Here is a 23156-nt window from a genome sequence, read left to right on the forward strand (position 1 = left end):
GTAATCTCCGCTATTTATGCTATATGGATTACACGATATAGCGAAACTAGGATTTCACCGATGGTAGCCGCATCCACTCTCGATACACAGGCCCGTGTCGGCACGCCGCGCCGGGCGCGCGGCAAGAAGCGCGCCTTCTACGCGTCGCCGCGCATCGCCGCGGCAGCCGACAATGGTCACGTCGTGGTCGATTTCTCGATCGGACAGGATCCAGACAATCTCGTCGTTCTCAGGGAAGCACTCGCGTTGAGTGCGTCCGAGGCCGCGCCCAAAGCGAGCGGAGCCAAGTTGCCGGCAGCCGCGGTCAAGCTTCTTGTCACAGCATTCGAGAAGGTTGCCACACGCTATCTCCAAGACAAATTTTCCACCGAGTTCGAAAAACTCATCTCGGAATATCGGCTGATGCTCCGCGAGAATCTCGCGACGGGTGACGACGCGCAACTCAAGGCCGCGCTCAATCGGGCTCGCCTTCAGGAGCGGATCCTCGCGAGCACGCAGATGGCGGATCAGGCCCAGGCCTGTGAGCTGCTCGGTCTCTCCGGCGCTAATCCCTCGGCCACGATGAAGCGCAAGGAGGAGAAGAACGAGCTGCTCCGCTTCACAATCGATGGTCGAGCTGCCTATCCGCTGCTGCAGTTCGATGTCGAGGGTCGCCGGATCTATCCGGCTCTGAGCGAAATCATCGCCAGGAAGCCCGACCATTGGACCAACTTTCGGCTGCTCCATTGGCTAACCCGGCCTCATCTCGATTTCGAGGACTCGCCTGGCGCGTCGCTTGGTAGTGAACCCGAGGCCGTGATCGCAGCCTTCGAGCGTGAGATCGAGCCCGAGGTCCATGGCTGATGAGGATCAGCCTGAAAATCCCCAACCCAGCCACGATGAAGGTTGGGAAGGAGGACTATCATCTCTTGAAGGCCGGGACCGAATTGCATCGCGTTCATCTCGATGAATTCGGCTCGGCCGAGTTCAACGGCACGAACAAGGGGAATGCGCGCTTCTCGCCGATCCGCGATGCTGGCGGCGCCATCATCCCGACCATCTATGCGGCGCAATCGTTCGAATGTGCTGCATGTGAGATCATCCTGCGCTGCCCTGACAGCCCGCAGCGCAATCGCACGAAGGTCGCGCCCCCCGAGATCGTCTATCCCCATGACTATCGGCTACACGCCCACAGTCATGTGCGCACGAAGCATGACCTCAACCTGGTCAGCATCACGACGACGGGTCAACGCAAGATCGGCGTAAATGGCAACGCCCTCCTGGCTGGTCCAAGGAGCACTTATCCGGTCACGCGGGGCTGGGCGGAAAAGATTCACGCCGCCTGTCCGTCCGCCCAAGGGCTCTATTACACGTCCTACCAATATGGTCCCGAGTTCGCGGTGCTCCTGTTCGGCGATCGTGTGCCGGACAATATCCTGGATGGCTTGAGCAAGCGCGATATCGCCGATCCCGTCTGCCATGACGAGATCCAGAAGCTCGCGGCCAGTCTCTCGATCGACTACGAAGACGTCTGAGCCACAGCGGGGAGACCGTCGATGACGACCGTTGCGACCGACTATGATTCAGCGCGGGCCGCGCTGACCCGGCTTATCCCGATCGCGATGAGCGACACCGGGCAGTCGAAGCGCGTCGCCGATTTTCTGATGGCCTGGTGGAATGGACCCGACCTCGGCCACTTCCAGATAGCCGATATCTTTGGGCTCGACGTCGCGATCGCCAACGACATCACGACCGTCATCGGCTTCCTGGGCCAGAACGATCGCGGTGCGGTCTATATCGATAGCCTCGGATTTGCCGAGGAGATGCAGGACATCATCGCCTTGTGGCGCTCGCCGGCATCGCGGCCAGGGACCTGAGACCCGGGACAGCTCGTAGATGACCTGAAACAACCCGATGGCGCCGCAGTGGCGCCAATCGGAGCGGCGCTGGCGCGCCTTACTCGGCCGAACGGCCGAGGAGAGGAGGGGGGTGAGAGAAGGTGTTCGGACAAGGGGTTCGAGCGAACTTTCTCAGGAGACGACCCATGAACATCGGCACCATCACGCAGAACGCCAGCGGCACCTACACTGGCAAGATTTCGACCCTCACTCTCGCCATCGTGATCGCGCTGCGCACCGTCCAGTCCGCCAATCCGCGCGCTCCCAAATTCGAGATTCTCGCGCTCTCGGCCGCCCGTCAGTGGGTCCAGGTCGGATCGCTGTTCGAACTGTCGTCCAACTCGACCGGCGAGAGCTTCCTCAACGGCAAGATCGAGGATCCCAGCCTCGACAAGCCGCTCTACATCTCGGCCTTCCGCCAGGAGGACGGCTCGTACAACGTCGTCTGGTCCCGTCCCACCCGCCGGCGCGACGCGCCCACCGACACGGTTGCCGCCGACGACGGTCTGCCGCCGCTGCCGGGTGCCGGCGAAACCGCTCCGCCCGCCTCCGGTGACGGTCTGGGCGAGTCCTCGGCCGAAGGCGCTTTCGGCGGCGAGGCACCGGCTGGCGGCGGTCGTCGCCGTGGTCGCACGCCTGAAATGGCTGACTGACCCTCGCCAACCGCTCCTCTCTCGGGCCCGCTTCGCCTTCCTCGCGAAGCGGGCCCTTTTTTCGTTTGATTGGCCCGATCCCGGTAAATCTCCGGGAATTTCTATGCGTGTCCCCAACACCTGGCTAAGTACGAACCAAATAGAGCAGGGGTACAGGGCGGGGCATGCAAATCGCATTATTGGACGCAAAGAAGATCGCGCGCCGTCTGACCGCGCTCATCGAAAAGCATGAACGGATCTCCATTGCCGTCGCGTGGGGCGACCTGACCGATGTCGCCGAGAGCCTGCTCGCCGCCAAGGCCAAGTTCGAGTCCGTCCTTCTTGGCGCCGACTTCTCGGCCACCGATCCCGATTTGATCGACCGCCTTGTCGATGTTCCGGGCGCCTTCGTCGCCAAGAACCGGCCAGGCTGCTTCCATCCGAAGATCTTCTACTTTCAATCCGGCGCCAAGGCCGAGGCGATCGTCGGCAGCGCCAATTTCACCAAAGGAGGTCTCGGACCGAACCATGAGGCCAGCGTCCATGTGAAGGGCCCGGCCGACGATGCCTTCTTCGAACAGGTGCGTGACCAGCTCGCGGGCTATGCGCCGCTTCATCTGCCGATCACCCGCAAGCTCGCGGATAGCTATCGCCTTCAGGCCGAGGCCGCGCGCAAAGCGCCGAGGCCGAAGAACCCGGTCCTGCCCGCCGAGGCCAAGGACTGGGCACGTATCACCTCGCCGCTCGCGATCATGTCCTGGCGGGACTTCGTCAAGCTCGCCCGCAAGGACACGCACCACGACTTCAAAAAACGCATGAAGCTCGTTCGCGAGATCCAGCAGATGTTCGCCAAGAGTGCGTCCTTCGCCGATCTTTCCGTCTCCGAATGGAAGGGGATCGCCGGCGTACTTGGCGGGATCGAAGCCGAGGCCGCCGGTCTCGACGACTTCGATTGGGGCTGGTTCGGATCCATGGGCGGCGCCGGCACGTTCGCCGAGCGGATCGGCCAGCAGAACGCGGCCCTCGCCGCGGCGCTGGATTCGATCCCCAAGCGCGGAGCCGTCACGCAAACCCAGTTCAGCGACTATGTCCAGGCGTTCACCGACGCCTTTTCCGGCTCGTCCCGGACCGCCCGGCTCGGGCCCGCGACCCGTCTGCTTGCCATGAAACGCCCGGACGTCTTCGTTTGCGTCAACGGCGGCAACAAGCCCGGCCTGGCCGTGGCGCTCGATTTTCGTCCCACGATGCTGACGCTCGACAATTATTGGGACTGGGTGATCGAGCCGATCCGCCAAGCGCCCTGGTACAATGCCGCCCGGCCCACGGGCCGCGACATGGAGCTGTGGGACGCGCGCGTCGCCATGCTCGATGCAATCTACTACGCTCCCACCACATAACCGGCATTGCTACCATCCCAGAAACCGAGAAACGTGCATGGCTGACGATCCCTATCCCTGGTCCGGCGACTTCAACGCTCTCGATCCGATCGATCAGCGCGCGGTCGCTGAGCTTGTCGTGAAAGGGAAGGCCGTCACTGGCACGGTCGATGACCTTCTCATGCGCCTCAAGCGGACCCGCTGTGTGGCGCTGCTACGGGAGACGGACACCAACCGCATCGTCGCTGCCGCCGCATGGAAGACCCCGGCCGCGACCTATCGGCGCAAGAGCTTCGCCGCGGCCGCCGTGCCGATCGCGGGGTTCGAGGCTGCGCCTGAACTCGGCTACGTCGTGATCGCGTCCGATATGCGCGGCAGGCACCTCTCGGGCGGGTTCGTGGACGCCATTGTCGCGCAGATCACCGAGCCGACCTTCGCGACGACCTCCAGCAACACCATGCGGAACAACCTCCAGCGCGCCGGCTTCACCCGGGTCGGTAGCGACTGGGAGGGCAAGGACGGCATATTGTCCTTGTGGACGATCGTCCCCGGCTGAGCCGGGGTTCTTCGCGGCAAGCCAGTCACCATCCTCGTCCACCCGGTGTCACGACCGGGGTCTGAAGCGCAGCCAGGTTCCAGGTTGGTCATGCGCTGCCGGCGATCGATGCGTCGTGGGCCGGTGCCCGATTGAGTCCAGCGTCCTTCCTTCGCCTGTTCCCGACACCTGCGGCGAACGGTCCCGGCCCGCAACCCCGTCCGGTCGCCCGTGTTGCCGCTACGCGGCTGCCCGCGCCAGCTCCCTCCAGGGGTTCCCCTTCGCTTGCGCTGCGGTGCAAGCCGATCCCGCACGCCGCTCTTCGGTGTCACCGGCGGGAAGGCCGCTGGACCCAATAAGGAGCACAACCATGAACAACGTCAATCTCGCCGGCCGTGTCGCCAAGGATCCCGAGACCCGCGGCAGCGTCACAACCCTCATCGTCGCAACCGACCGCGTGAAGCTCAAGGACGGCAAAACCTATGTCGACGAGGGCACCGGTTACACCGCCAAGGAGACGGAATTCCACAAGGTCACCTGCTTCAACGGCCTCGCCCGGTCCGGCGCCTCCCGCAAGAAGGGCGACGTCGTCGCGATCAGCGGCAGCCTCCACTATTCGAGCTGGGAGGATCGCGAAGGCATCACCCGCTACGGCTGCGAGATCCGGGCCGACAAGATCGACTTCTTCTGACTAGCACGGGCGGCGCTCCGGCGCCGCCCATCCACCTTTTCGTCAGGAAGCGGGCTCGTCCAGCATCTGCACCGCGGGCGCATAGACCCAGCCTTCGGAGAGCTGGTCGGCCAGAAGATCTCGGTAGACCACGAGGCGCCATTTCCCGCGGGCTTCCTTGACCGCCAGTTGCGTTCCCTCGACCCCGCGCATCAGCACCGGGGCCTTTCCTTGCGGCTCGCGGCGGATCGCCGCGTCGCGCTTCAGTTCGGCCCGTGGCAGGCCCTCGACATAGGATGCGTCGGCCGCCTCGTTGGCCGTCACGATCTTGTCGAGCTTGTCCTGCACCGCTTCGATCTTGACGTTCATCTCCGTGAACGCCTTTTGCTCGGCCGGCGACAAGTCGGCAGGCACCATCAAGTGCCAGATCGTTATCGCGATCAGCATCAGTTCGATCAGCTTGATCGCGCCGACACCCTTGATCTCCTTGTGGACTTGTAACGGTTTTGTGCCGGTCACCTGAGCGATTAGAGCTCGCAACAGGAGACCGACGAGATGATCAAGCATAGCGAAGAGTTCAAGCATGAGGCGGTGCGTATTGCGCTGACCAGCGGGTTGCCGCGCGACCGGGTTGCATCGGATTTGGGGATCGGCAAGTCGACGCTGGGCAAGTGGGTGTCACAGTATCGGCCATCTGATCTGATTTCAGCGCCGCAGGCAGACCTGGCGCGAGAGAATGAACGCCTTCGCCTTGAGAACCGGGTGCTCAGGGAGGAGAGGGAAGTGCTAAAAAAGGCCACGCAGTTCTTCGCGAGCCAAAGGCCGTGAAGTTCGCTTTTGTGCATAGTTGGCGGCACCGTTGGCCCGTTGAACTGCTCTGCCGTGTCATGCTTGTCAGTGAGCGCGGCTATCGTTCCTGGCGCTCGCGGCCGATCAGTCGCCGGGAGCGGACGGACATGAAGGTGCTGGCCCATATCCGGGAACAGTACCGCCTGAGCCTTGGCAGCTACGGTCGTCCGAGGATGACGATGGAGTTGAAGGAGGTCGGGCTCGATATTGGCGAGCGCCGGGTCGGGCGGCTGATGAAGATCAACGGAATCAAGCCAGTGCGCACACGCAGGCACAAGGTCACCACTGATAGCCAGCATCGCCTGGGTGTCGCGGCGAACTGGCTGGACGGCGATTTTGCCGCCGATGCCCCCCACCGTAAATGGGCGGGCGACATCACCTATGTCTGGACGTCAGAAGGCTGGCTCTACCTCGCCGTCATTCTCGACCTGCATAGCCGCCGCGTCGTGGGCTGGGCTGTCAGCGACAGGATGAAGAAGGATCTGGCGATCAGGGCGCTCGATATGGCGGTCCGCCTGCGCCAGCCACCAAAGGGCTGCCTTTTTCACTCCGATCGCGGCAGCCAATATTGCTCCTATGATTATCAGAAGAAGCTGCAGGCCTATGGCCTGCGTCCATCGATGAGCGGCAAGGGAAATTGTTACGACAATGCCTCGGTCGAGACGTTCTTCAAATCCCTGAAGGCGGAACTCATCTGGCGGCAGAGCTGGCCAACACGGAGACAGGCAGAGGCTGCCATCTTCCAGTACATCAACGGGTTCTACAACACCCGCCGCCGGCATTCATATCTGGGCGGCATCAGCCCGCTCGCGTTCGAAGCCAAGGTGGCATAACGAGATAGGTGACCGGCGCAAAACCGTTACAAGTCCAATTTCATCATCGCCGGACCCGCAGCGCTCTATAGCTCGATGTTCTTCTCGCCGTTCGCCGCCAAGGCGGGGCTGTTCAAGCAGCTCCGGTCGCCGGATCGGCAGCGAGCGCTAACCGGAATCCGCAATGCCGCCTGGGATGTCACGTATCTGAGTGATCTGTCACGGAGAGCGATGACGGAGCCTTACGAGACCAAACGGTTCCTGCTGGCAACAGCCGACAGAGCGCTCGCTGAGATCGCGCCGCTCCTCTTTATCGACGCCGAGGACATGGCAGGCTTCGAGACAGCGCTCGCTGCGAGAGTGGAGCCATGGTGGCGAGGTGATGCCGCAGCGGTTGCACGCTTCGCGACCGACGCCATGGCAGAGGCAGAAAGCCGGCCGCCTCCGGAAGGTCCCGAGGGTGTAGACGACTATGTTGGCTATCTCATGGGGCTCGGCGAGCAGAAGATTCTCGGCGGCTAGCGGAAGTCGCGCGGCTTGACCTTGATCCCCTCGGTCTGCCGTCCCGGAACGATGCCCGAGCCTAGCCGCAGATCAGGAATGAAGATGTCGCGCGGCTGCCGGCCGAGCGGCGATTCCGGGTCGCGTGGATCAGGGCGCATCGGGCTTTTGACCACGTCGGCACGGCTTAGCCGGTAGATATCGGCGACATCTGCCCGGTTGCCGACGCTCGCGAGCAGCGGCGACAGGTCTTCGAGCCGCTGCGCGATCACATGGATCACCTCGCCCTCGCGCTGGACCTGACCCCGCACACCCATCATCGACGAACCCAGCACGATGCGTCGATGTTTCTCAAAGACATTCGTCCAGACGACGAGGTTGGCGACATTCGTTTCGTCTTCGAGGGTGATGAACATGACCCCTTTCGCCGAGCCCGGCTTCTGTCTGACCAGCACGATCCCGGCGAGATTGATCCAACGGCCGTCCTTCACGGATTGAAGTTCCTCGCATGTGATTATCTTGCGGCTGCGCAGCTCGTCGCGCAGGAAGGCGAGGGGATGGGCACGTAGCGACAGACCGGACGCGCGATAGTCCTCGACGACTTCAGCGCCGGCGCCCATCGGCGCAAGAATGACCGTCGGTTCGATCGCTTCCTCTCGCAGCTTGCCCTCTCGCTCGTCGGCCGCGGCGAACAGCGGCAGCGCCGCGTTGCCGAGTCCCTTCACGCTCCATAGTCCCTGGCGCCGGGTGCTCCCCAGCGATCCAAATCCGTCGGCCTCGCCGATACGGTCGAGAGCGCCCCGGCCTACGCCCGATCGGCGCTGGATTTCTTCGACGCTCTCAAAGGCTTGATCGGCGCGCGCGGTGACGATGGCTGCGGCGTCCTTATTGGCAAGATCAGTCACCATGCGCAGACCCAGACGCACGGCGAGGTAGCGGCCGCCCGTGGGCTCCAGCGTGCAATCCCAGCGGCTGTGGTTCACGTCGATCGGGCGAACCTCAACCCCGTGCTGCCGCGCGTCGCGCACGATCTGAGCGGGCGCATAGAAGCCCATGGGCTGGGCGTTCAGGAGGGCCGCGCAGAATATGTCGGGGTGATGGCACTTCACCCAACTGCTGGCATAGGCGATCAGCGCGAAGCTCGCTGCGTGGCTTTCAGGGAACCCATAGGAGCCGAATCCCTCAATCTGCTTGAAAGTACGCTCCGCGAAATCCTGATCGTAGCCGCGTGAAACCATGCCATCGATCAGCTTGTCCCGAAAATGGGAGACGCCGCCGGTGAGCTTGAAGGTAGCCATTGCCCGGCGGAGGAGGTCGGCTTCGCTCGCGGTGAAGCCGGCGCACTCGATCGCCACGCGCATCGCCTGCTCCTGGAACAGCGGTACGCCCAAGGTCTTCTCGAGCACCCGTCGGAGCTCTTCGGTGGGGTAGGTAACCTCCTCCTCGCCGTTTCGACGCCGGCGGTAAGGGTGGACCATATCGCCCTGAATCGGTCCCGGGCGGACGATCGCCACCTGAATTACCAAATCATAGAAGGTACGCGGCGCCATCAGCGGAATGGAAGCCATCTGCGCGCGACTCTCGATCTGGAAAACGCCCAAAGTGTCTGCTTTGCGGATCATCGCGTAGGTCGCCGGATCCTCTGCCGGTATCGTGGCGAGATCGAGTTTCACCCCTTTGTCGGCCTCTAGGAATTCAAACGCTCTCCGCATGCACGATAACATGCCGAGGGCTAGGACATCGACCTTCATGAACCCCAATAGGTCGATATCGTCCTTGTCCCACTCGATGACTTGTCGGTCCTCCATTGCCGCTGGCTCGATCGGAACGAGCTCGTCGAGCCGATCGCGGGTGAGCACGAACCCGCCTGGGTGCTGCGATAGATGCCGCGGCGTATTGATGAGCTGCCGCGCCAGCTCCAGCGTCAGCGCGAGCCGCCGATCGCTGAGGTCCATGTTGAGCTCTTCGGCATGCTTTTCCTCGACGCCCTCGCGACTCCAGCTCCAGACCGCACCGGAGAGGCCGGCCGTCATGTCCTCGCTGAGACCCAGCGCCTTGCCGACGTCGCGGACCGCGCCGCGTGCACGATAGCGGGTCACGACCGCCGTCAACGCAGACCGCGTCCGGCCATAGGTCTCATAAATCCACTGGATCACTTCCTCGCGGCGCTCATGCTCGAAATCGACATCGATATCGGGCGGCTCGCGCCGCTCGGCCGAAACGAAGCGCTCGAACAGAAGCTCAGATCGGACAGGATCGATCGACGTGATGCCGAGTACGTAGCAAACCGCGCTGTTCGCCGCTGACCCTCGCCCCTGACAAATGATCTCACGCCGCCGCGCCTCGGCGACGATCGAATGGACCGTCAGAAAATACGGTGCGTATTCCAGATCGGCGATTAGCTTCAATTCGTGCTCGAGCTGGGTACGGACCTTGCCCTCGATTCCTTCAGGATAGCGCTCGGGCGCCTTTTCCCAGGTGAGCCGCTCCAGCTCTTCCTGCGGCGTTCGACCAGGAACGCTGATCTCGTCCGGATATTGGTAGCGCAGCTCTTCAAGACTGAACGTGCAGCGTTTTGCTACCTCCAGTGTGCGCGAGACCGGGGTGGCGTCGTTGAGATAACGGCGGAAGAGCCGGTCCATTTCCTCGCCGGTCTTCAGGTGGCGGTCTGCAAATCGTTCGCGCCGATCGCCAAGCTCGTCGATCGTGCATCGCTCTCGGACGCAGGTCACGACATCCTGCAGCATCCGCCGATCTGGCGAATGGTAGAGAACATCATTGGTGGCGACGGTCGGCACGCGGGCGGCGGCCGCCATGTTCGCGAGATCGCGCAGTCGGATCGCGTCCTTCGGCCGGCGGCGAATGGATAGCGCTAGATATAGGCGATCACGGAAGATCCTCCTGGCGCGCGAGAGCGCCCCTTCGGCCACCGTATCCGCGCGGTCCGGAACAAGGATCGCAATGAGACCCTCATGCCACTGCTCGAGGTCGGGCCAGTCAAGGTGGCAGGCACCCTTTCCAGCGCGCTCTTTGCCGATGCTCAGCAAGCGGCACATATGCCCATAGGCGGCGCGATCAGTCGGGTAGACGAGAAAGGCCGTGCCATCCACGAGATCCAGGCGGCAACCGATGATCGAACGTACGCCTGTCGTCTTCTCGGCGTCCCAAGCCCGCACGACGCCCGCCACGGAACTGCGATCGACGATACCGAGCGCGGGCAGTCCCAGCAGAGCCGCGGCAGCAAACAGCTCTTCGGGCGATGACGCGCCGCGCAGGAAGCTGAAATGCGTCGTGACCTGCAGCTCGACATAGCGGGCATCGCTTGTCATGCGAATGCGCCATGGATGAACCAGCGCATGTTGCCGGTGGCATGGCTGGTCCCGTCGCCTAAGCGAAACAGCCAGTAGCGGCCACCCGTTTGGGTCTCGACCTGATAATAGTCGCGGACAGTGAGGGCCTTTTCAGCTTCAATCCCGCTCTCACGCCACCATTCGCCATGGAGGCGTTCCGGGCCGTCCCCCTGGGTCACACGGTATCGTTTGCGCCGCCAGATGAACATGCGCGGAGCATCGTCCGGCAGAAGCGCAATCACTTCGATCGGCTCGGGCCGATGCAGCAACCGAGCGGGGCGGGGCAGGGCATCATCCCATCCCGCATCGGTGATTTTGCTCAGGGCCGGCAGCATGGTCGTGGAGCGCTCTGGCATCGCGCTCGCTTGTGGACTGACCCGGTGAAGGCTGCGTTGGCCGAACCGATTGGCTAGAGCATCGACCAGAGCCGCGAGGTCTGGACCCTGACGCCCGAGGCTATCGAGCCCTTCGCCCTGTGTTGAACCCAGAGCTTCGACGAGCGGGGTGACCAACGTCATGGCTTCGATGCCTTCGCCCGGCTCGATCGTCTCGATTTTGGCGCAGAGCAGCTTGGCGAGATGACGCGCATCACGAGACGCGGCGGCTGTTCCGACCCGGACCGCCTGATTGTGTCCGTCGACCCTATGGAAATAGCAATCGAGCCGGCGTGCGCCCTTGCCGATGTGGCTGAGCTGGTCGACGACATCGGACACGAGGTCGCCAATTACCAAGGCGAAGGCTTCCGGTGTCGCGATAGGCTCCATGAAACCCCGCCGAGCCTTTGGAAGGTGTTCGGGGAAGATCGGATCAATCGGCTCATGGAGCGTCCCCAACGCCTGGTCGAGACGTCGATGCAGCTCACGACCAAACCGCTTGGCAAGCGGTGGCCGCGGCGCGTCGATGAGCTGCTCAATGCGCTCGAACCCCAATTTTCGCAGGGCTTCGACATCACCTCCGGGAAGTCGGAGCGCCGATATCGGCAGAATCGCGATCGCCTTGCGGTGATCTCCGGGCTCGATTGTGACGGGCCGACCCGCAGGGACATGCCGTGCAACGGCGTGAGCACAGCCCGCAGTGTCGGCAACCGCGATTTGCACCGAGAGCCCGGACGCCGCGATGCGACGATGAAGATCCTTTAGGAGCGCCTTCTCCGTCCCGAACAGCGACGCGCAACCCGTGATGTCGAGCCAGAGCCCGTCCGGTGCATCGGGGGACACAAACGGTGAGTAGCGCCGACCTGCCCAGAGCGCGAGACGGCGCAGGCCCTCAAGATCCGCATCGGGCTCCGCGTCGACCACCCGGAGTTCTGGCGCCAGCGAGCGCGCTTTTGTGACTGTCATTCCTGGTTTGATGCCGAGAGCGCGAGCGCCAGCATCGATCGCTGCGATGACGCGGCGACCGTGGTCCGGGATGGCCGTCACCAGCGGCGCATCGCAGGCGATTGTATCGTGCCGCTCAGGCGACGAATTTGCGTTCTTCCTGCGCAGCCGGTCGGTCGACCAGTGCGGCAGGAAGAGCGATACGACCCGTTGCATCGCAGCCCTCCACAATCCAGCTGTGCGGATTTCCGCCGCGCACGCGTTCCAGCTCAACCCGCCAGCGTGGTCGCCCCAGGCTCGGAATGCCGAGATCTTCACTTGGGTGAGCCGTTACTCGCCAACGCGTTGCGGCCGCCGTTCCCTCGACGGCCTGTTCAACCCTGGAAGCGCGCCGGAAGACGAAGGCGGCAACGCCCGAACTTTCTGCTGCAAGCTGCAGGCGCTTGGAGGCAGTAGTCGAATATTTCTCCACCTCCCCGACCACCCCGGCAAGGCCTGGTTGGCGCAAACATTCCTCCATCGCGAGGAGCACGTTGGTATCGCTGCCAGCCTCGACGTGAATTACGCGGTTCGGATGCAGCCCCGCCAGGTGAAGGGCAGGGGCGAAGAGATCGCGCCAGCGGAGGCACCAGAAAACCGGACCCTCTACACGCGCGAGAATTCCGGCAAGGAATACGGTAGCGCTCGCCTCATCAGCCAGATCGGTACTGCCCGCGATCTCGTGAAGCGTGCCGGTGGCTATGCCACCGCCTGGCAGGCGACAATCAATGCTCTCGATCCCGAACGGAATGGCGTCGTGTCGCCCATCAGTGCCCTCGATCTGCGCGATGCGCGCACGTAGATCATCAAGGACGGCTGACTCGCGCATAGCATCACAGAGACTCGGAAGGTGATTAATTCGTTCCCTCTTTGTTCTGACGAGGGCGCACCAGAGTCAAGCGTGATGGAGATCGCCTCTCGCGCCGTCGCCGCAACGACCGGCGAAAAAGGGGCACATTTCCGACGCGAAAAAATTCGTGGTGGTCTCTTGGATAGCGGCCGACGTTGGAATCCGGCAGATTGCTCTGATGAACGATCTTAATGGCAAGTCTATCGCGGAGATGCTCGCGCTCCATGCCGCAATCAACGAGGAACTACGATCGCGCAATGTCTTGCGGTCTGCCAACAATCCGACGGGAGACCTGGCCGAATATCTCTTTTGCACAGCTTTCGGTTGGGAGCAGGAGGCCAATTCGAAGAAGGGCTTCGACGCGGCGGACTCGGACGGCGTCCGCTATCAGATCAAGGGCCGCCGGCTGCACAGGCGCAACAAGTCGCGTCAGATGTCGGCGATCCGGTCGACGGACGGTTTCGATATATTGGCCGGCGTTCTCTTTAACGACGACTTCTGCGTCATTCGCGCGGCGCTGATCCCTGCAAGCGTGGTGTTCGAGCGAACAAGCTTCGTCGATTATACGAAGAGCCATAAATTCTACCTTCGTGATGATGTGTGGGATGCACCAGGCGTGAGCGACGTTACCGAGCGCCTCCGGGCCGTCGAGCAGGCCTAGATACCAAGTGCGGCTGAGCTGCGGTGGCCGCCGCGCGAGCGGCCAAGCGGGCAAGAAGTGTTACAGCAGAAAAAACTGACGAAAGACGCACGAACGGGATTCACATTGCCGCAAGCGATGCTAAGATTCATCTTATGTTCCACCAAGCCGACCTTTTCGATGCCGTTGAAGTCGGCCAGGGAGCGCCTGCCAAGAGCCTGAATTTGCCGGCGCTGATCGAACGGATCGCGGATTTCTCGCCGCGACCGCGCTACGCGTTCATGGTCCTCAACCTCATTGCCAAAGCCGCCGGGGGAAACAGCGGTTCAGCGGGCCCATATGTCGATACCGAGGACGAGGTTCGCGTGCCGCTCCGCGATTGGCTGTGCGATTCACTGGTTCCGATGGCAAAGCGCGATGCGCGCCGCCTGATCATCGTCGAAGAGGTCAAAGCGTCGCTCGCTGCGCAGGACGCCTTGCCAGAGGACCCAGGGGAGGCAGCAAAGGCGATCGACAATGAGGTTCGTGAGCGGGTCCGGCGCTCTGGTCGGTGCAATGTCAGTCGCGCCGTCTCCGATCTCGTCCGCGCCGGTCTGGTCCGGCGACACTATCAGGGCTACCGTGTAGACCACCATAATCGTGGCGCTCAACGTGAGGCGGTGTACACGATCACTGAGGCAGCCGCGCGGGCCCTTTGGTCGCAAAGGGCCTGATACCCCATCCGATGAAGCTCGTTTCACAGATTTGCCGTTTTCAACGATTCGTTGAAATGCGCGTTTCAGTGAAATTATTTGCTATTTCAGCCGAATCGTGGTTTCAGCGGTTCGGTGAAAGACCCAATTGGCATCGAACGACGGGCGGCAGAAGCGCTTGAGGCCTTTCTAGGCTCAATCCCTCAATTCGCCGTCGGCCCAATGACGCTGAGTGGCAAGCCAGGCGAGGCTGATCGAGGCGTAGACATCGTCGCTGAAACCGAATTCGCCGGCCGACCACTCAGACTCGTGGTCGAGGTCAAAAGCAACGGGCAACCCCGGATTGCGCACCAAGTAGCCTACCAGCTCAAACGTTATCTGAATCAGACTGGCCAAGAGGGCGTGCCTATGTTCATCGCGCCCTATTTATCCGAACAGGCGCAGGCGGCATGTCGCGAGGAAGACATCGCCTACCTTGATTTCCAGGGCAACGCGCGCCTCGTTGTCGATACCATCTTCATCGAGCGCAAGGTTGAAGGGAAACCCGATCCCGAACGACGTTCTCTGCGCACCCTATTCAAGCCAAAGTCGACCCGGATCCTGCGCGTATTGCTGAACGAGCCGCATCGGCCTTGGCGCGTGACCGAGCTTGCTGAAGAAGCCAAGGTCAGCCTCGGGCTGGTCAGCACGATCGGCACCGCCCTGCGTGAACGGGAATGGGCCGACCAGAGCGAACAGGGGCTGCGGCTCGTCGATCCTTCCGGTTTGCTGGACGAATGGGCCCGCAACTATGAGCAGCCCAGAGGGGAGGAGGTCCGCCTCTATACCCACCTTCATGGCAAAGCCCTAGCGGAGCGGCTGCGTGATCTAGCAACCGAGCAGGGAAGGGTGGCGCTGGCCTCGTTCAGCGCGGCCGATTGGTACGCGCCCTTCGTTCGCCAGAGCACCAGCTATTTCTACGCGGACGAGAAGGGCCTTGGCGCCTTGCAAACAATCCTAAATCTGACTGCACCCTCAAAGGGTGCGAACATTGTCGTGCGCGTCCCCGATGAGGATGGCGTGCTCGACGACGCGCGGGCCGTCGCACCGGGGATCATCGCGACTAGCCCGGTTCAGACCTATCTCGATCTCATGGCGGGCGGCGAGCGCGGCGTCGAAGGGGCAGAACATCTGAAGGACAAGCTTTTGCGGTGGCCTTCATGAACGACGAACCGCAATCGGCCACAGACTATGACGATCGCACCAGCGCCGCGGTGAAGTCGGTGCTCGTTGAGATTGGCCAGACACTGGGCAGCTTTCGCGGGAAGTTCGCGGTTATCGGCGGCGCCGTGCCTTGGCTGCTGCTCGAGGACAGCGAGATGCGCCACGTCGGCACACTCGACATAGACCTCAGTCTCGACGCACAGGCTCTGGCCGCCGGCGAAGAATATGTCGCTCTTGTCGATGCCCTCCACGGGCAGGGTTACGCCCCCCGCGACACGCTTAGATATTTCCAGATGGTCCGGACGGTGCAGCCGAAGGATGACGCACCTCCGATCGATGTGATCGTTGATTTCCTGCGCCCCTATGACGCCGTCCTGGAGAAGAACCGGCCGCCGCTCACCACTGAATTCGCAACCCAGCGTGCATCCGGCGCGGAGCTTGCCATTCATTTCCATGAGCTCGTCGCGATCGAAGGCGATATGCCCAAGGGCGGGACCAACAAGGTGATGATCGCCGTCGCCTCGATTCCGGCGCTTCTCGCCATGAAGGGCTTCGCGCTCGATGGGCGCTACAAGCAGAAAGACGCCTACGACGTCTATTATTCGATCCGGAATTATCCCGGAGGAATCGAAGCACTCGCGGGCGATTGCCGCCCGCTGTTGGAGCATCGAAGTGGCCGGGATGGCTTCGCGCATGTGGTTGCGAAATTCGACGATCCGGACGGCTATGGTCCTACATGCGTGCGCAACTTCGTAGAGGGCTCGGATATCCTGGACGGCCGAACGCCGGACGAATGGCAGCAGGACGCCTTTGGTCAGGTCGACGCCTGGGCTCGCGCGATGGGACTTAGATGACACACGGATCCGCGGGGCCACAATGAAGCTCATTCACACCGCCGACTGGCAGCTCGGAAAACCATACGGGCGGTTTGAGCCGGAAGTGCGCGCCGCACTTTCCGAGGCGCGCTTCGATGCCATCGATGCGATCGGGAGGGAAGCAGCTCGTCACGGTGCGGCTCATGTTCTGGTCGCGGGTGATGTCTTCGACACCGAGGGACCTGAAGACCGCACGATCGTTCAAGCGATATCCCGCATGGAGCGCCATGCGTGCCGGTGGTGGCTCCTCCCGGGCAATCACGACTTTGCCCGCAATGGCGGTCTCTGGGACCGTGTTCGCCATCGCGCGGGGGGCGGTATCACCGTCTTATCGGAAGCGCAGGCCCACGAAATCGAGCCCGGAATCTGGCTCCTTCCAGCGCCCCTGACGCATCGCCACAACCTTGATGATCCCACCGAGCTTTTCGACACCATGGCGACACCGGGAGGCCGCATCCGCATTGGCCTCGCGCACGGATCGATCCACGACTTCGGCACTCAGGGCGAGACCAAGAACCAGATCGCGCCCGACCGGGCTCGTCGCTCCACGCTCGATTATCTCGCGCTTGGAGATTGGCACGGGACGCTCAATATCGAGGCGCGCACCTGGTATGCGGGCACCCCCGAAACCGATCGCTTCCAACGCGATGAACCTGGTCAGATACTATTGGTCGACATCGGCGAAGGTCGCGATCCGGTGGTGACGCCAATCCGCACGGGGCGCTTCCAGTGGATCAAGCGAAGCTGGACAGTGAACGATCAGGCCGGCTTCGATGCCGAGTGCGACCAATTGTTGGGATCGATCGATCCGCCTTCGACGCTCCTTGAACTATCGCTGGCCGGAATCACGAGCCTTACGGACCGGGTCGGGATGCTGGGCAGACTCGAAAACGATGTCGGGCACCGTGTCCGCTATCTCGACGTTCGCGCAGTCGATCTTGTCGGCCGCCCCAGTGCAGACGATCTTGCTAGCCTCTCGGTTGAGGGCATGCTCGGCGTCGCCGCGGCGAAACTTTCTGCGGCAATTGAAACAGGCGGCCCCGATGGGTTGATTGCAGAGCGCGCCTTGGAGCGTCTCTTCGTCGAGTACAGCCGGGAGGACAGGGCATGAGCCTGTACCTGCGCCGTATCGCCATCGACGGCTTCCGCAAGTTTCGGGAGCCGATGGCGATTGAAGGGCTCACCGACGGTCTCAACGTTGTCATCGAACCCAATGAGACCGGCAAGTCGACAGTGCTCGAGGCGCTTCGCGCGGCATTTTTCGTTCGCCACGGTACGAAGAACCAGCTCGCCCAATCGTTCGCGCCTTATGGGGAAGCCGTCGGTCCGGAAATTCAGGTTTCGTTCGATGCCGATGGCGCACCATGGACGGTGACCAAGCGCTTTCTGCGCGGCGCATCGATCGAGGTCACCGGTCCACAGGGTAGAGCACAGGGCGAGGAAGCGGAAGCCCGCCTACACGCGCTGCTGGGATCGGTGCGCGACACCAGTCAGAAGGGCGACGCCGGCACATACGGCGCGCTTGGACTTCTTTGGGTTGCACAAGCTGAGGCACTCGCGGTCACCGGGCCAGGCCAGATAGTGCGTGACACGGTCCGCTCGACGCTTGAAGCCGAGGTCGGTTCGATCATGGGCGGCCCCGCCTACACGCGCGTCCGAACCCGGATCGACGAGCAATATGGGCGCTACTGGTCCCCAACCGGGCAGAAGCGCGGGCGGCAGAACGAAGCACGAGAGCGCGTTGACCAGGCTGAAGCGGCCGCCCGCGACGCCGCCGAACGTCTGGCTGGACTTGAGAGGACGTTCTCCGAACTCGAAAATGCGCGCTTCAGACTGAAGGTCGTTCACCGCGAGATCGCGGACGACACAGACGTGCAAACGCGGAAGGATCTCACTGCTTCTCTCGAGACGGCGCGCGCAGCTGCGCAAATCCTCGCGACCCGGCGGGCCGAGCATGAGGCCATCAGCGCGAAGACGCGAAACCTTGAAGATCTCGTCGATCGGCATCGCAAGGCGACCGACGAACGCACTAGCGCTGAACTCGCGCTGGGTGTTGCGCGCTCACGCCGCGCCGAAGTCCGCGAAGGCTTGGCCACAGCGCAGCAACGGCTCGTTGAAGCGCGCAGCGCCTTGGAAGCCGCGCGCACCGCTCGCCAGGAAGCTCGAGGTGCCCTCAGCACGGGCGAGGAGCTTTTACGCGCGTCGCGGCGCCGCAGCGCGGTGTCCGCGGCACGCGCGCGTCACGCCGAGCTGATCGACCTCGAGCGGCTTCAGGAAGAGGCCACAGTCCTCACCGCGTCGCTGATACCGGCCAAGGCGATGGATGCGATCGAGGCAAACGAGCGACTCGTAGCTGAGGCGCGCGCGGCGCTCGCCGCAGGTGCGACGCGGATTGCCCTTGTCGGGAACGCTGAGGGCATATCGATCGATGGCGAACCGATGGCGCTCGGCGAGCGAACCCTGTCGGGTGAGACCCGTCTCCGGTTCGGCAATGCCGAGCTGATTATCACGCCGCCGGCCGGGGCGGCGAGCGCTGAGGGAGCGCTCTCCTCGGCGCTGGAGCGACAAAAGTCTGCATTGGGCGAGTTCGGGCTCACGAGCTTGGCGGAGGGGCGCGCTCGCAATGATACCGCGCGAGACGCAGTAGGCGAGTTGCGCACGATCGCGGCGCGCATCTCCGCCGTGACGCCGGCCGATGCCCTTATCGGGCTCGCTGCCGGCCCCGATGCGCTCAAGCTCTTCATCGCTGAAATGAACGACGAGAGTAAGACCGTCGAAGCCGACATCCCCGATATCACACTCCTCACTGCCCGGCTCGAAGCGGCCGACACCGCTCTCGCGAGGGCGGAAGGTGCACAGGAAAGCGCTGTTGAGGCGCTCCGCCGAGCAGAACAAGAGGACGCGCCGCTGGCCAGCGCGGAAGCGGGCGCGGCCAGCACGCTCGCCAACGCTAACAGTCAGATCGAGACGATCGAAGGCCGCCCGGAATTCCCAACCCTGGCGGCAGACGTCGTTCGGGCCCGCGAACAGATGGCTGAAGCAGCCGTGAAGCTTGAGGAGGCCACCCGGGACGCGACTGCGCACGATCCTGCGGCGATCACGCGAAGGATCGAGACAATCGATGCGCGGGTAAAGGCGGCGGGGGAGGCTCGTGCCAAACTCGAGATGGACGTCGCGCGGCTGGAGGGGACTGTCGAGAGCGAGGGCGGGAAGGGGCTCGCCGATCGGGAGGCAGGGGCTCGCGAGGAGGCTGAGGCGGCACGTGCGGCACTACAGCGGATCACCGAGGAAGCCGACACGCTGAAGTTGTTGCGCGATACGCTCGATGAAGCGCGGGATGAGACGTCGGCAAAGTTTGTAGGGCCCGTCGCCAAGCGCGCGAAACGCCATATCGAGCGGCTCTTGCCCGGCTGCGACCTGAGCTTTTCTGAGGACCTCACGCTGGAGGCGATTGTGCGAGGCGGTATCAGCGAAGGGTGCGGCGATCTTTCCCGCGGCACACAGGAGCAGCTGGCGGTCCTGACACGGATCGCCTTTGCCGACATGCTCCTGGAGCAGGGCCGTCCGGTGTCACTGATCTTGGATGACCCGCTTGTCTATGCCGATGACGCGCGGCTTGACCTTATGGTCGAGATCTTGAGCGAGGCGGCAGAGCGGATGCAGGTTATCCTGCTGACTTGTCGGGACAGGGCTTTCAGGCACGTCGCCGCGAACCGTGTGTCTATAGACCGATGACGTGCTGGCTGAAGCCTGCGCACTGCCGGGGATGGCGCGTGACAGCAACAGTTCGGGCAGGCGCTATAAAGACGAGATGTTGGGGGGATTAGAAAATGGGCGTGAAAAAGCATTTTCCTCGCGGATCCGAGTGGCGGCAGTGGGATCTGCATATCCACACTCCTGCTTCTTTTCATTGGAAGGGAGAGCGCTTCTCAGCGAGTGGATGCACAAGCCGGGACAACGAGTTGATCGACGAGATGATAACGGCGATCAATGATACCGCTCCGGCGGTCTACGCCATCCAGGATTATTGGGGTTTCGATGGGTGGTTCGCGCTGAAACGGCGGCTAAGCGAAGGGACGGGTCCCGGACTAGAAAAGACCGTTTTCCCCGGCATCGAGCTACGGCTTGCTGCGCCGATCCAAGGGCGCTTGAACGCGCACGTTCTATTTTCGGATGAAATTCCCGATCAGCATCTCAAAGACTTCCTTTCGGCCCTGAAGCTCGAGATCACCGGCCAGCCGCTCTCTCCTCACGCTCTCATCGCCTACGCCCGGGCGGCCAACGCAGACAAATTGAAGACCCACAGCTTTGAAAAAGCCGAGGTCATGGCGAGCGACGAGACGGCGCTCCGCGCTGGCTACGTGATAGCGGAGCTCAATGTCGACAGCTACAAAGCTGCGGTTCGGGCGGTCCCAGACGGCATGGCTCTAGGTTTCATGCCGTTCGAAACGAACGATGGGCTCGCATCCGTCAAGCATCAGGAACATTACGCTTACGCAATCGGCCTATTTGACAGCTCGCCAATCTTCGAGACCAGAAAGGAAGGCCTCTGGAATGCCTTCGTCGGTCGCAAGTGCCCAGAGAACGAGAGTTTTTTCGATGCCTTCCAGGAATCGATCGGAGGAATCCCTCGGCTGCCAGTTTCAGGCAGCGATGCGCACCAATTACGTGGGACCGCTGGTGACAACAATGCGCGCGGATATGGCGACTTCCCCTCTCAGCGGATCACATGGATCAAGGCCGACCCCACGTGGCGGGGCCTGCAGCAAGCCATCAAAGAGCCGTTCAAGCGATGCCACATAGGCCTTACGCCACCCAAGTTGCAGCGGATCTCTGCGAACAAGACCTTTTACATCGACACTGTGTCCCTCTCGAAGGTCGATGGCAGTTCGTTGGCAGAGACCTGGTTCGACGGTTGCGCAATTCCCTTCAACGCGGATCTCGTGGCGATCATCGGTAACAAAGGCAGCGGAAAGAGTGCCCTAGCGGATGTGCTGGCACTCGTTGGAAACTCGCAAGAACATGCTCATTTTTCGTTTTTAAAAGCGGATCGATTTCGAGGCAAAGCCGGCGAGCCGGCGCGGCAATTTTATGGCAAGTTAGATTGGCTGGCCGGAGAGCCGAGCCAAGCGAATCTAGCTGCCAACCCGGCCCCTGATCGAGTGGAGATGGTCCGTTATGTGCCGCAGGGGCGTTTCGAGGCTCTGTGCAACGAGCATGTGACCGGCAAATCAGAGAACTTCGAACGTGAGCTTCGGTCCGTTATCTTCTCTCACATACCAGCTGAAGACCGTCTGGGCGCACTTGACTTCGACCAGCTCATCGAGGCGCAGGAGAGCACCCTTCGCGCGCGGCTAGATGAAGCCAGAAAGAATCTGGTTACCCTGAACCGTCTCATCGCCGGAACAGAGGACCAACTCCATCCTTCGATTAGAAAGAATATCGAAGAACAAATCCATTTGAAATCCGTTCAACTGGCGGAGCTGGAGCTAAGCAAACCACCTGCGATCGCCGCTCCTGCAGAGACTCTTACGCCTGATCAGGAAACCGCCGCCGCTACGCTGGCAGAGATTTCCACGGCGATCGCTGCGTTGGCCGACGAAGAAAAGGCTATTGGCGAAGCGTTGACGAGACTCTCCGCGCAGCGGAAAGCGGCGCGCGATGTTCTCGAGCGGTTCGCGCTTATTCGGGAGCAGATCGCGGCGGCGGGTACCGAAATCGCCGGGCAGTTGGAACTGCTTGGGTTGCGGCTGCCCGATATCCTGACTTTTGAGATTAACGAAGGAAAGGTGCGCGAGGTAGATTCCGGCGCGGAGCGAGAAATGGGGACCCTAGCCGCCCGGATTGAGGCGATCAAAAAAGAAAGAGCGGACTATTCCGGCCGCGCCGAACAAGCCACCGAAGCGCTCAACGGACCACAGCGAGCTTACCAAGACCATCTTAACGCCATGAAGACGTGGCAGATGTCCGTAGGCGAAATCGAAGGCGCGCCGGATGTGCCGGACAGCAAGCTGGGGCTGGAAGCACGACTGTCCCAACTGGACCAGCTTCCACGCATACTAGATGAGCGACGCGCGCAACGCACTGTGCTTGCAGCCCAGATTTTCCATATTCTGGCGCTACAACGAGATCAACGCCAGAAACTTTTTGAGCCTCTTCAGAAAGTCATTTCAGAGAACAGCCTGATACGGGACGAATATCGCCTCCAGTTTCGATCCCATCTCGCGGCTTATCACGATCTGGTTTCAGAACGGCTGTTTTCCCTTGTTAAGCAGAGTATTGGAGAGCTGCGCGGCGAAGATGAAAGCCGGGCCGCCATAAGGGCGCGTGTTGAAGCGCAGGATCTTGATACCGAGGCAGGCGCTTTGGCGCTCGCCGACGATCTTCATAAACTGCTGCATGATGCGGCACGTCAGCGGGCGTCAGACCAAGCCGACCTCAACGGGCTAATGCGGAAGGACAGGGCGCCGACGGAAGTGTATGATTTGATATACAGCTTTGAGTATCTTGAGCCCAAATACACTCTATTGTTCCAGGACACGCCAATCGAACAACTCTCGCCGGGGCAGCGCGGGGCACTGCTTCTGATCTTCTACCTTTTGGTCGACAAGAAGCGAAATCCCATCATCCTCGACCAGCCCGAGGAAAATCTCGACAATGAAACGATCGTTAGTCTGCTCGTGCCAGTCCTCAACGCGGCAAAAGAAAACAGGCAGATCATCATGGTGACGCACAACCCAAACTTGGCCGTCGTGTGCGATGCGGAACAGATAATCTTCGCGGAGTTCGACCGGAAAGCTATGTGCAGCATCACATATCTCGCGGGCTCGATCGAAGACCCCGCGCTTAACCAAGCTGTCGTCAATGTTCTCGAGGGCACGAAGCCCGCATTCGATAATCGAGGGAATAAGTACCAATAGCGGCCAGAAGTGATCG

21 protein-coding genes are annotated in these 23156 nt (G+C 62.0%); 16 read left to right on the forward strand and 5 right to left on the reverse strand.

What is annotated here, in order from left to right; genetic code table 11:
- The first annotated feature begins 60 nt into the window (after nt 1–60).
- The 7 genes from KC8_RS13345 (at nt 61) to KC8_RS13375 (ending at nt 5111) form a co-directional block, all read left to right on the forward strand.
- Nucleotides 61–843, forward strand: a complete 783-nt coding sequence (locus KC8_RS13345; protein ID WP_010124611.1) for a hypothetical protein — start codon at nt 61–63, stop codon at nt 841–843.
- Nucleotides 843–1514: an RES family NAD+ phosphorylase gene (locus KC8_RS13350; RefSeq protein WP_010124610.1), complete on the forward strand. Its 672-nt coding sequence runs from the start codon at nt 843–845 to the stop codon at nt 1512–1514. Before KC8_RS13345 ends, KC8_RS13350 begins: the two co-directional genes overlap by 1 nt.
- 21 nt (nt 1515–1535) lie before the next feature.
- Nucleotides 1536–1856 (forward strand): DUF7673 family protein, encoded by a 321-nt coding sequence (locus KC8_RS13355; protein WP_010124609.1) that lies wholly within the window; start codon nt 1536–1538, stop codon nt 1854–1856.
- Nucleotides 1857–2023: 167 nt separating this feature from the next.
- A complete protein-coding gene (locus KC8_RS13360) occupies nt 2024–2530 on the forward strand; it encodes a DUF736 domain-containing protein (RefSeq protein WP_010124607.1) in 507 nt (168 codons plus the stop codon).
- 164 nt (nt 2531–2694) lie between these two features.
- Nucleotides 2695–3906 (forward strand): phospholipase D family protein, encoded by a 1212-nt coding sequence (locus KC8_RS20115; protein WP_010124605.1) that lies wholly within the window; start codon nt 2695–2697, stop codon nt 3904–3906.
- Nucleotides 3907–3943: 37 nt separating this feature from the next.
- Complete coding sequence (locus KC8_RS13370; protein ID WP_010124604.1) at nt 3944–4441, forward strand: hypothetical protein; 498 nt, start codon at nt 3944–3946, stop codon at nt 4439–4441.
- A 349-nt stretch (nt 4442–4790) separates the two neighbouring features.
- On the forward strand, nt 4791–5111 hold the full coding sequence (locus tag KC8_RS13375; RefSeq protein ID WP_010124603.1) for a single-stranded DNA-binding protein: 321 nt from the start codon (nt 4791–4793) through the stop codon (nt 5109–5111).
- Between the two features lie 42 nt (nt 5112–5153).
- Here the strand turns inward: KC8_RS13375 and KC8_RS13380 are convergent, their stop codons facing one another.
- Nucleotides 5154–5657, reverse strand: a complete 504-nt coding sequence (locus tag KC8_RS13380; protein WP_157663923.1) for a hypothetical protein — start codon at nt 5655–5657, stop codon at nt 5154–5156.
- Here KC8_RS13380 and KC8_RS13385 point away from each other — a divergent pair.
- A protein-coding gene (locus KC8_RS13385; RefSeq protein WP_232455539.1) for an IS3 family transposase occupies nt 5646–6772 on the forward strand; the annotation gives its coding sequence in 2 pieces (ribosomal slippage) (nt 5646–5877 and nt 5877–6772; 1128 coding nt in all). The genes KC8_RS13380 and KC8_RS13385 overlap by 12 nt on opposite strands.
- A 75-nt stretch (nt 6773–6847) precedes the next feature.
- Nucleotides 6848–7273 (forward strand): hypothetical protein, encoded by a 426-nt coding sequence (locus KC8_RS13390; RefSeq protein ID WP_037495767.1) that lies wholly within the window; start codon nt 6848–6850, stop codon nt 7271–7273.
- Here the strand turns inward: KC8_RS13390 and KC8_RS13395 are convergent.
- Genes KC8_RS13395 through KC8_RS13405 form a run of 3 tightly spaced genes read right to left on the reverse strand, consistent with a single transcriptional unit; the run spans nt 7270 to nt 12789 of the window.
- Nucleotides 7270–10581 carry an error-prone DNA polymerase gene (locus tag KC8_RS13395; protein WP_010124808.1) on the reverse strand — a complete coding sequence of 1104 codons (3312 nt, stop codon included), beginning with the start codon at nt 10579–10581 and terminating at the stop codon, nt 7270–7272. The two genes, KC8_RS13390 and KC8_RS13395, sit on opposite strands and share 4 nt — an antisense overlap.
- Nucleotides 10578–12137 carry a DUF6504 family protein gene (locus tag KC8_RS13400; RefSeq protein WP_029624425.1) on the reverse strand — a complete coding sequence of 520 codons (1560 nt, stop codon included), beginning with the start codon at nt 12135–12137 and terminating at the stop codon, nt 10578–10580. Before KC8_RS13400 ends, KC8_RS13395 begins: the two co-directional genes overlap by 4 nt.
- A complete protein-coding gene (locus tag KC8_RS13405) occupies nt 12058–12789 on the reverse strand; it encodes an ImuA family protein (protein WP_010124803.1) in 732 nt (243 codons plus the stop codon). Before KC8_RS13405 ends, KC8_RS13400 begins: the two co-directional genes overlap by 80 nt.
- Nucleotides 12790–12937: 148 nt before the next feature.
- Here KC8_RS13405 and KC8_RS13410 point away from each other — a divergent pair, with 148 nt between their 5' ends.
- Both KC8_RS13410 and KC8_RS13415 read left to right on the forward strand, forming a co-directional pair.
- Nucleotides 12938–13471 (forward strand): hypothetical protein, encoded by a 534-nt coding sequence (locus tag KC8_RS13410; RefSeq protein WP_232455540.1) that lies wholly within the window; start codon nt 12938–12940, stop codon nt 13469–13471.
- Nucleotides 13472–13605: 134 nt separating this feature from the next.
- The gene (locus KC8_RS13415; protein ID WP_010124799.1) at nt 13606–14163 is read left to right on the forward strand and encodes a hypothetical protein; all 558 of its coding nucleotides are present in this window, start codon (nt 13606–13608) and stop codon (nt 14161–14163) included.
- A 174-nt stretch (nt 14164–14337) separates the two neighbouring features.
- Here KC8_RS13415 and KC8_RS20365 read toward each other — a convergent pair whose 3' ends face one another.
- Nucleotides 14338–14538, reverse strand: a complete 201-nt coding sequence (locus KC8_RS20365; RefSeq protein ID WP_010124797.1) for a hypothetical protein — start codon at nt 14536–14538, stop codon at nt 14338–14340.
- A gap of 12 nt (nt 14539–14550) precedes the next feature.
- Here KC8_RS20365 and KC8_RS13420 point away from each other — a divergent pair, with 12 nt between their 5' ends.
- The 5 genes from KC8_RS13420 to KC8_RS13440 all read left to right on the forward strand — a co-directional run bounded on the left by KC8_RS13420 (nt 14551) and on the right by KC8_RS13440 (nt 23140).
- Entirely contained in the window at nt 14551–15345 is a 795-nt protein-coding gene (locus KC8_RS13420; protein WP_010124794.1) for a type IV toxin-antitoxin system AbiEi family antitoxin, read from the forward strand.
- 50 nt (nt 15346–15395) lie between these two features.
- Nucleotides 15396–16199: a nucleotidyl transferase AbiEii/AbiGii toxin family protein gene (locus tag KC8_RS13425; protein ID WP_232455541.1), complete on the forward strand. Its 804-nt coding sequence runs from the start codon at nt 15396–15398 to the stop codon at nt 16197–16199.
- A gap of 22 nt (nt 16200–16221) precedes the next feature.
- Nucleotides 16222–17331: a metallophosphoesterase family protein gene (locus KC8_RS13430; protein ID WP_010124792.1), complete on the forward strand. Its 1110-nt coding sequence runs from the start codon at nt 16222–16224 to the stop codon at nt 17329–17331.
- Entirely contained in the window at nt 17328–19955 is a 2628-nt protein-coding gene (locus KC8_RS13435; protein WP_010124791.1) for an AAA family ATPase, read from the forward strand. The genes KC8_RS13430 and KC8_RS13435 overlap by 4 nt, the downstream gene beginning before the upstream one ends.
- A gap of 95 nt (nt 19956–20050) precedes the next feature.
- On the forward strand, nt 20051–23140 hold the full coding sequence (locus tag KC8_RS13440) for a TrlF family AAA-like ATPase (RefSeq protein WP_029624422.1): 3090 nt from the start codon (nt 20051–20053) through the stop codon (nt 23138–23140).
- The last annotated feature ends 16 nt before the right edge of the window (nt 23141–23156 follow it).

The organism is Sphingomonas sp. KC8, assembly GCF_002151445.1.
In the GTDB taxonomy this organism is placed as follows: domain Bacteria; phylum Pseudomonadota; class Alphaproteobacteria; order Sphingomonadales; family Sphingomonadaceae; genus Sphingomonas_E.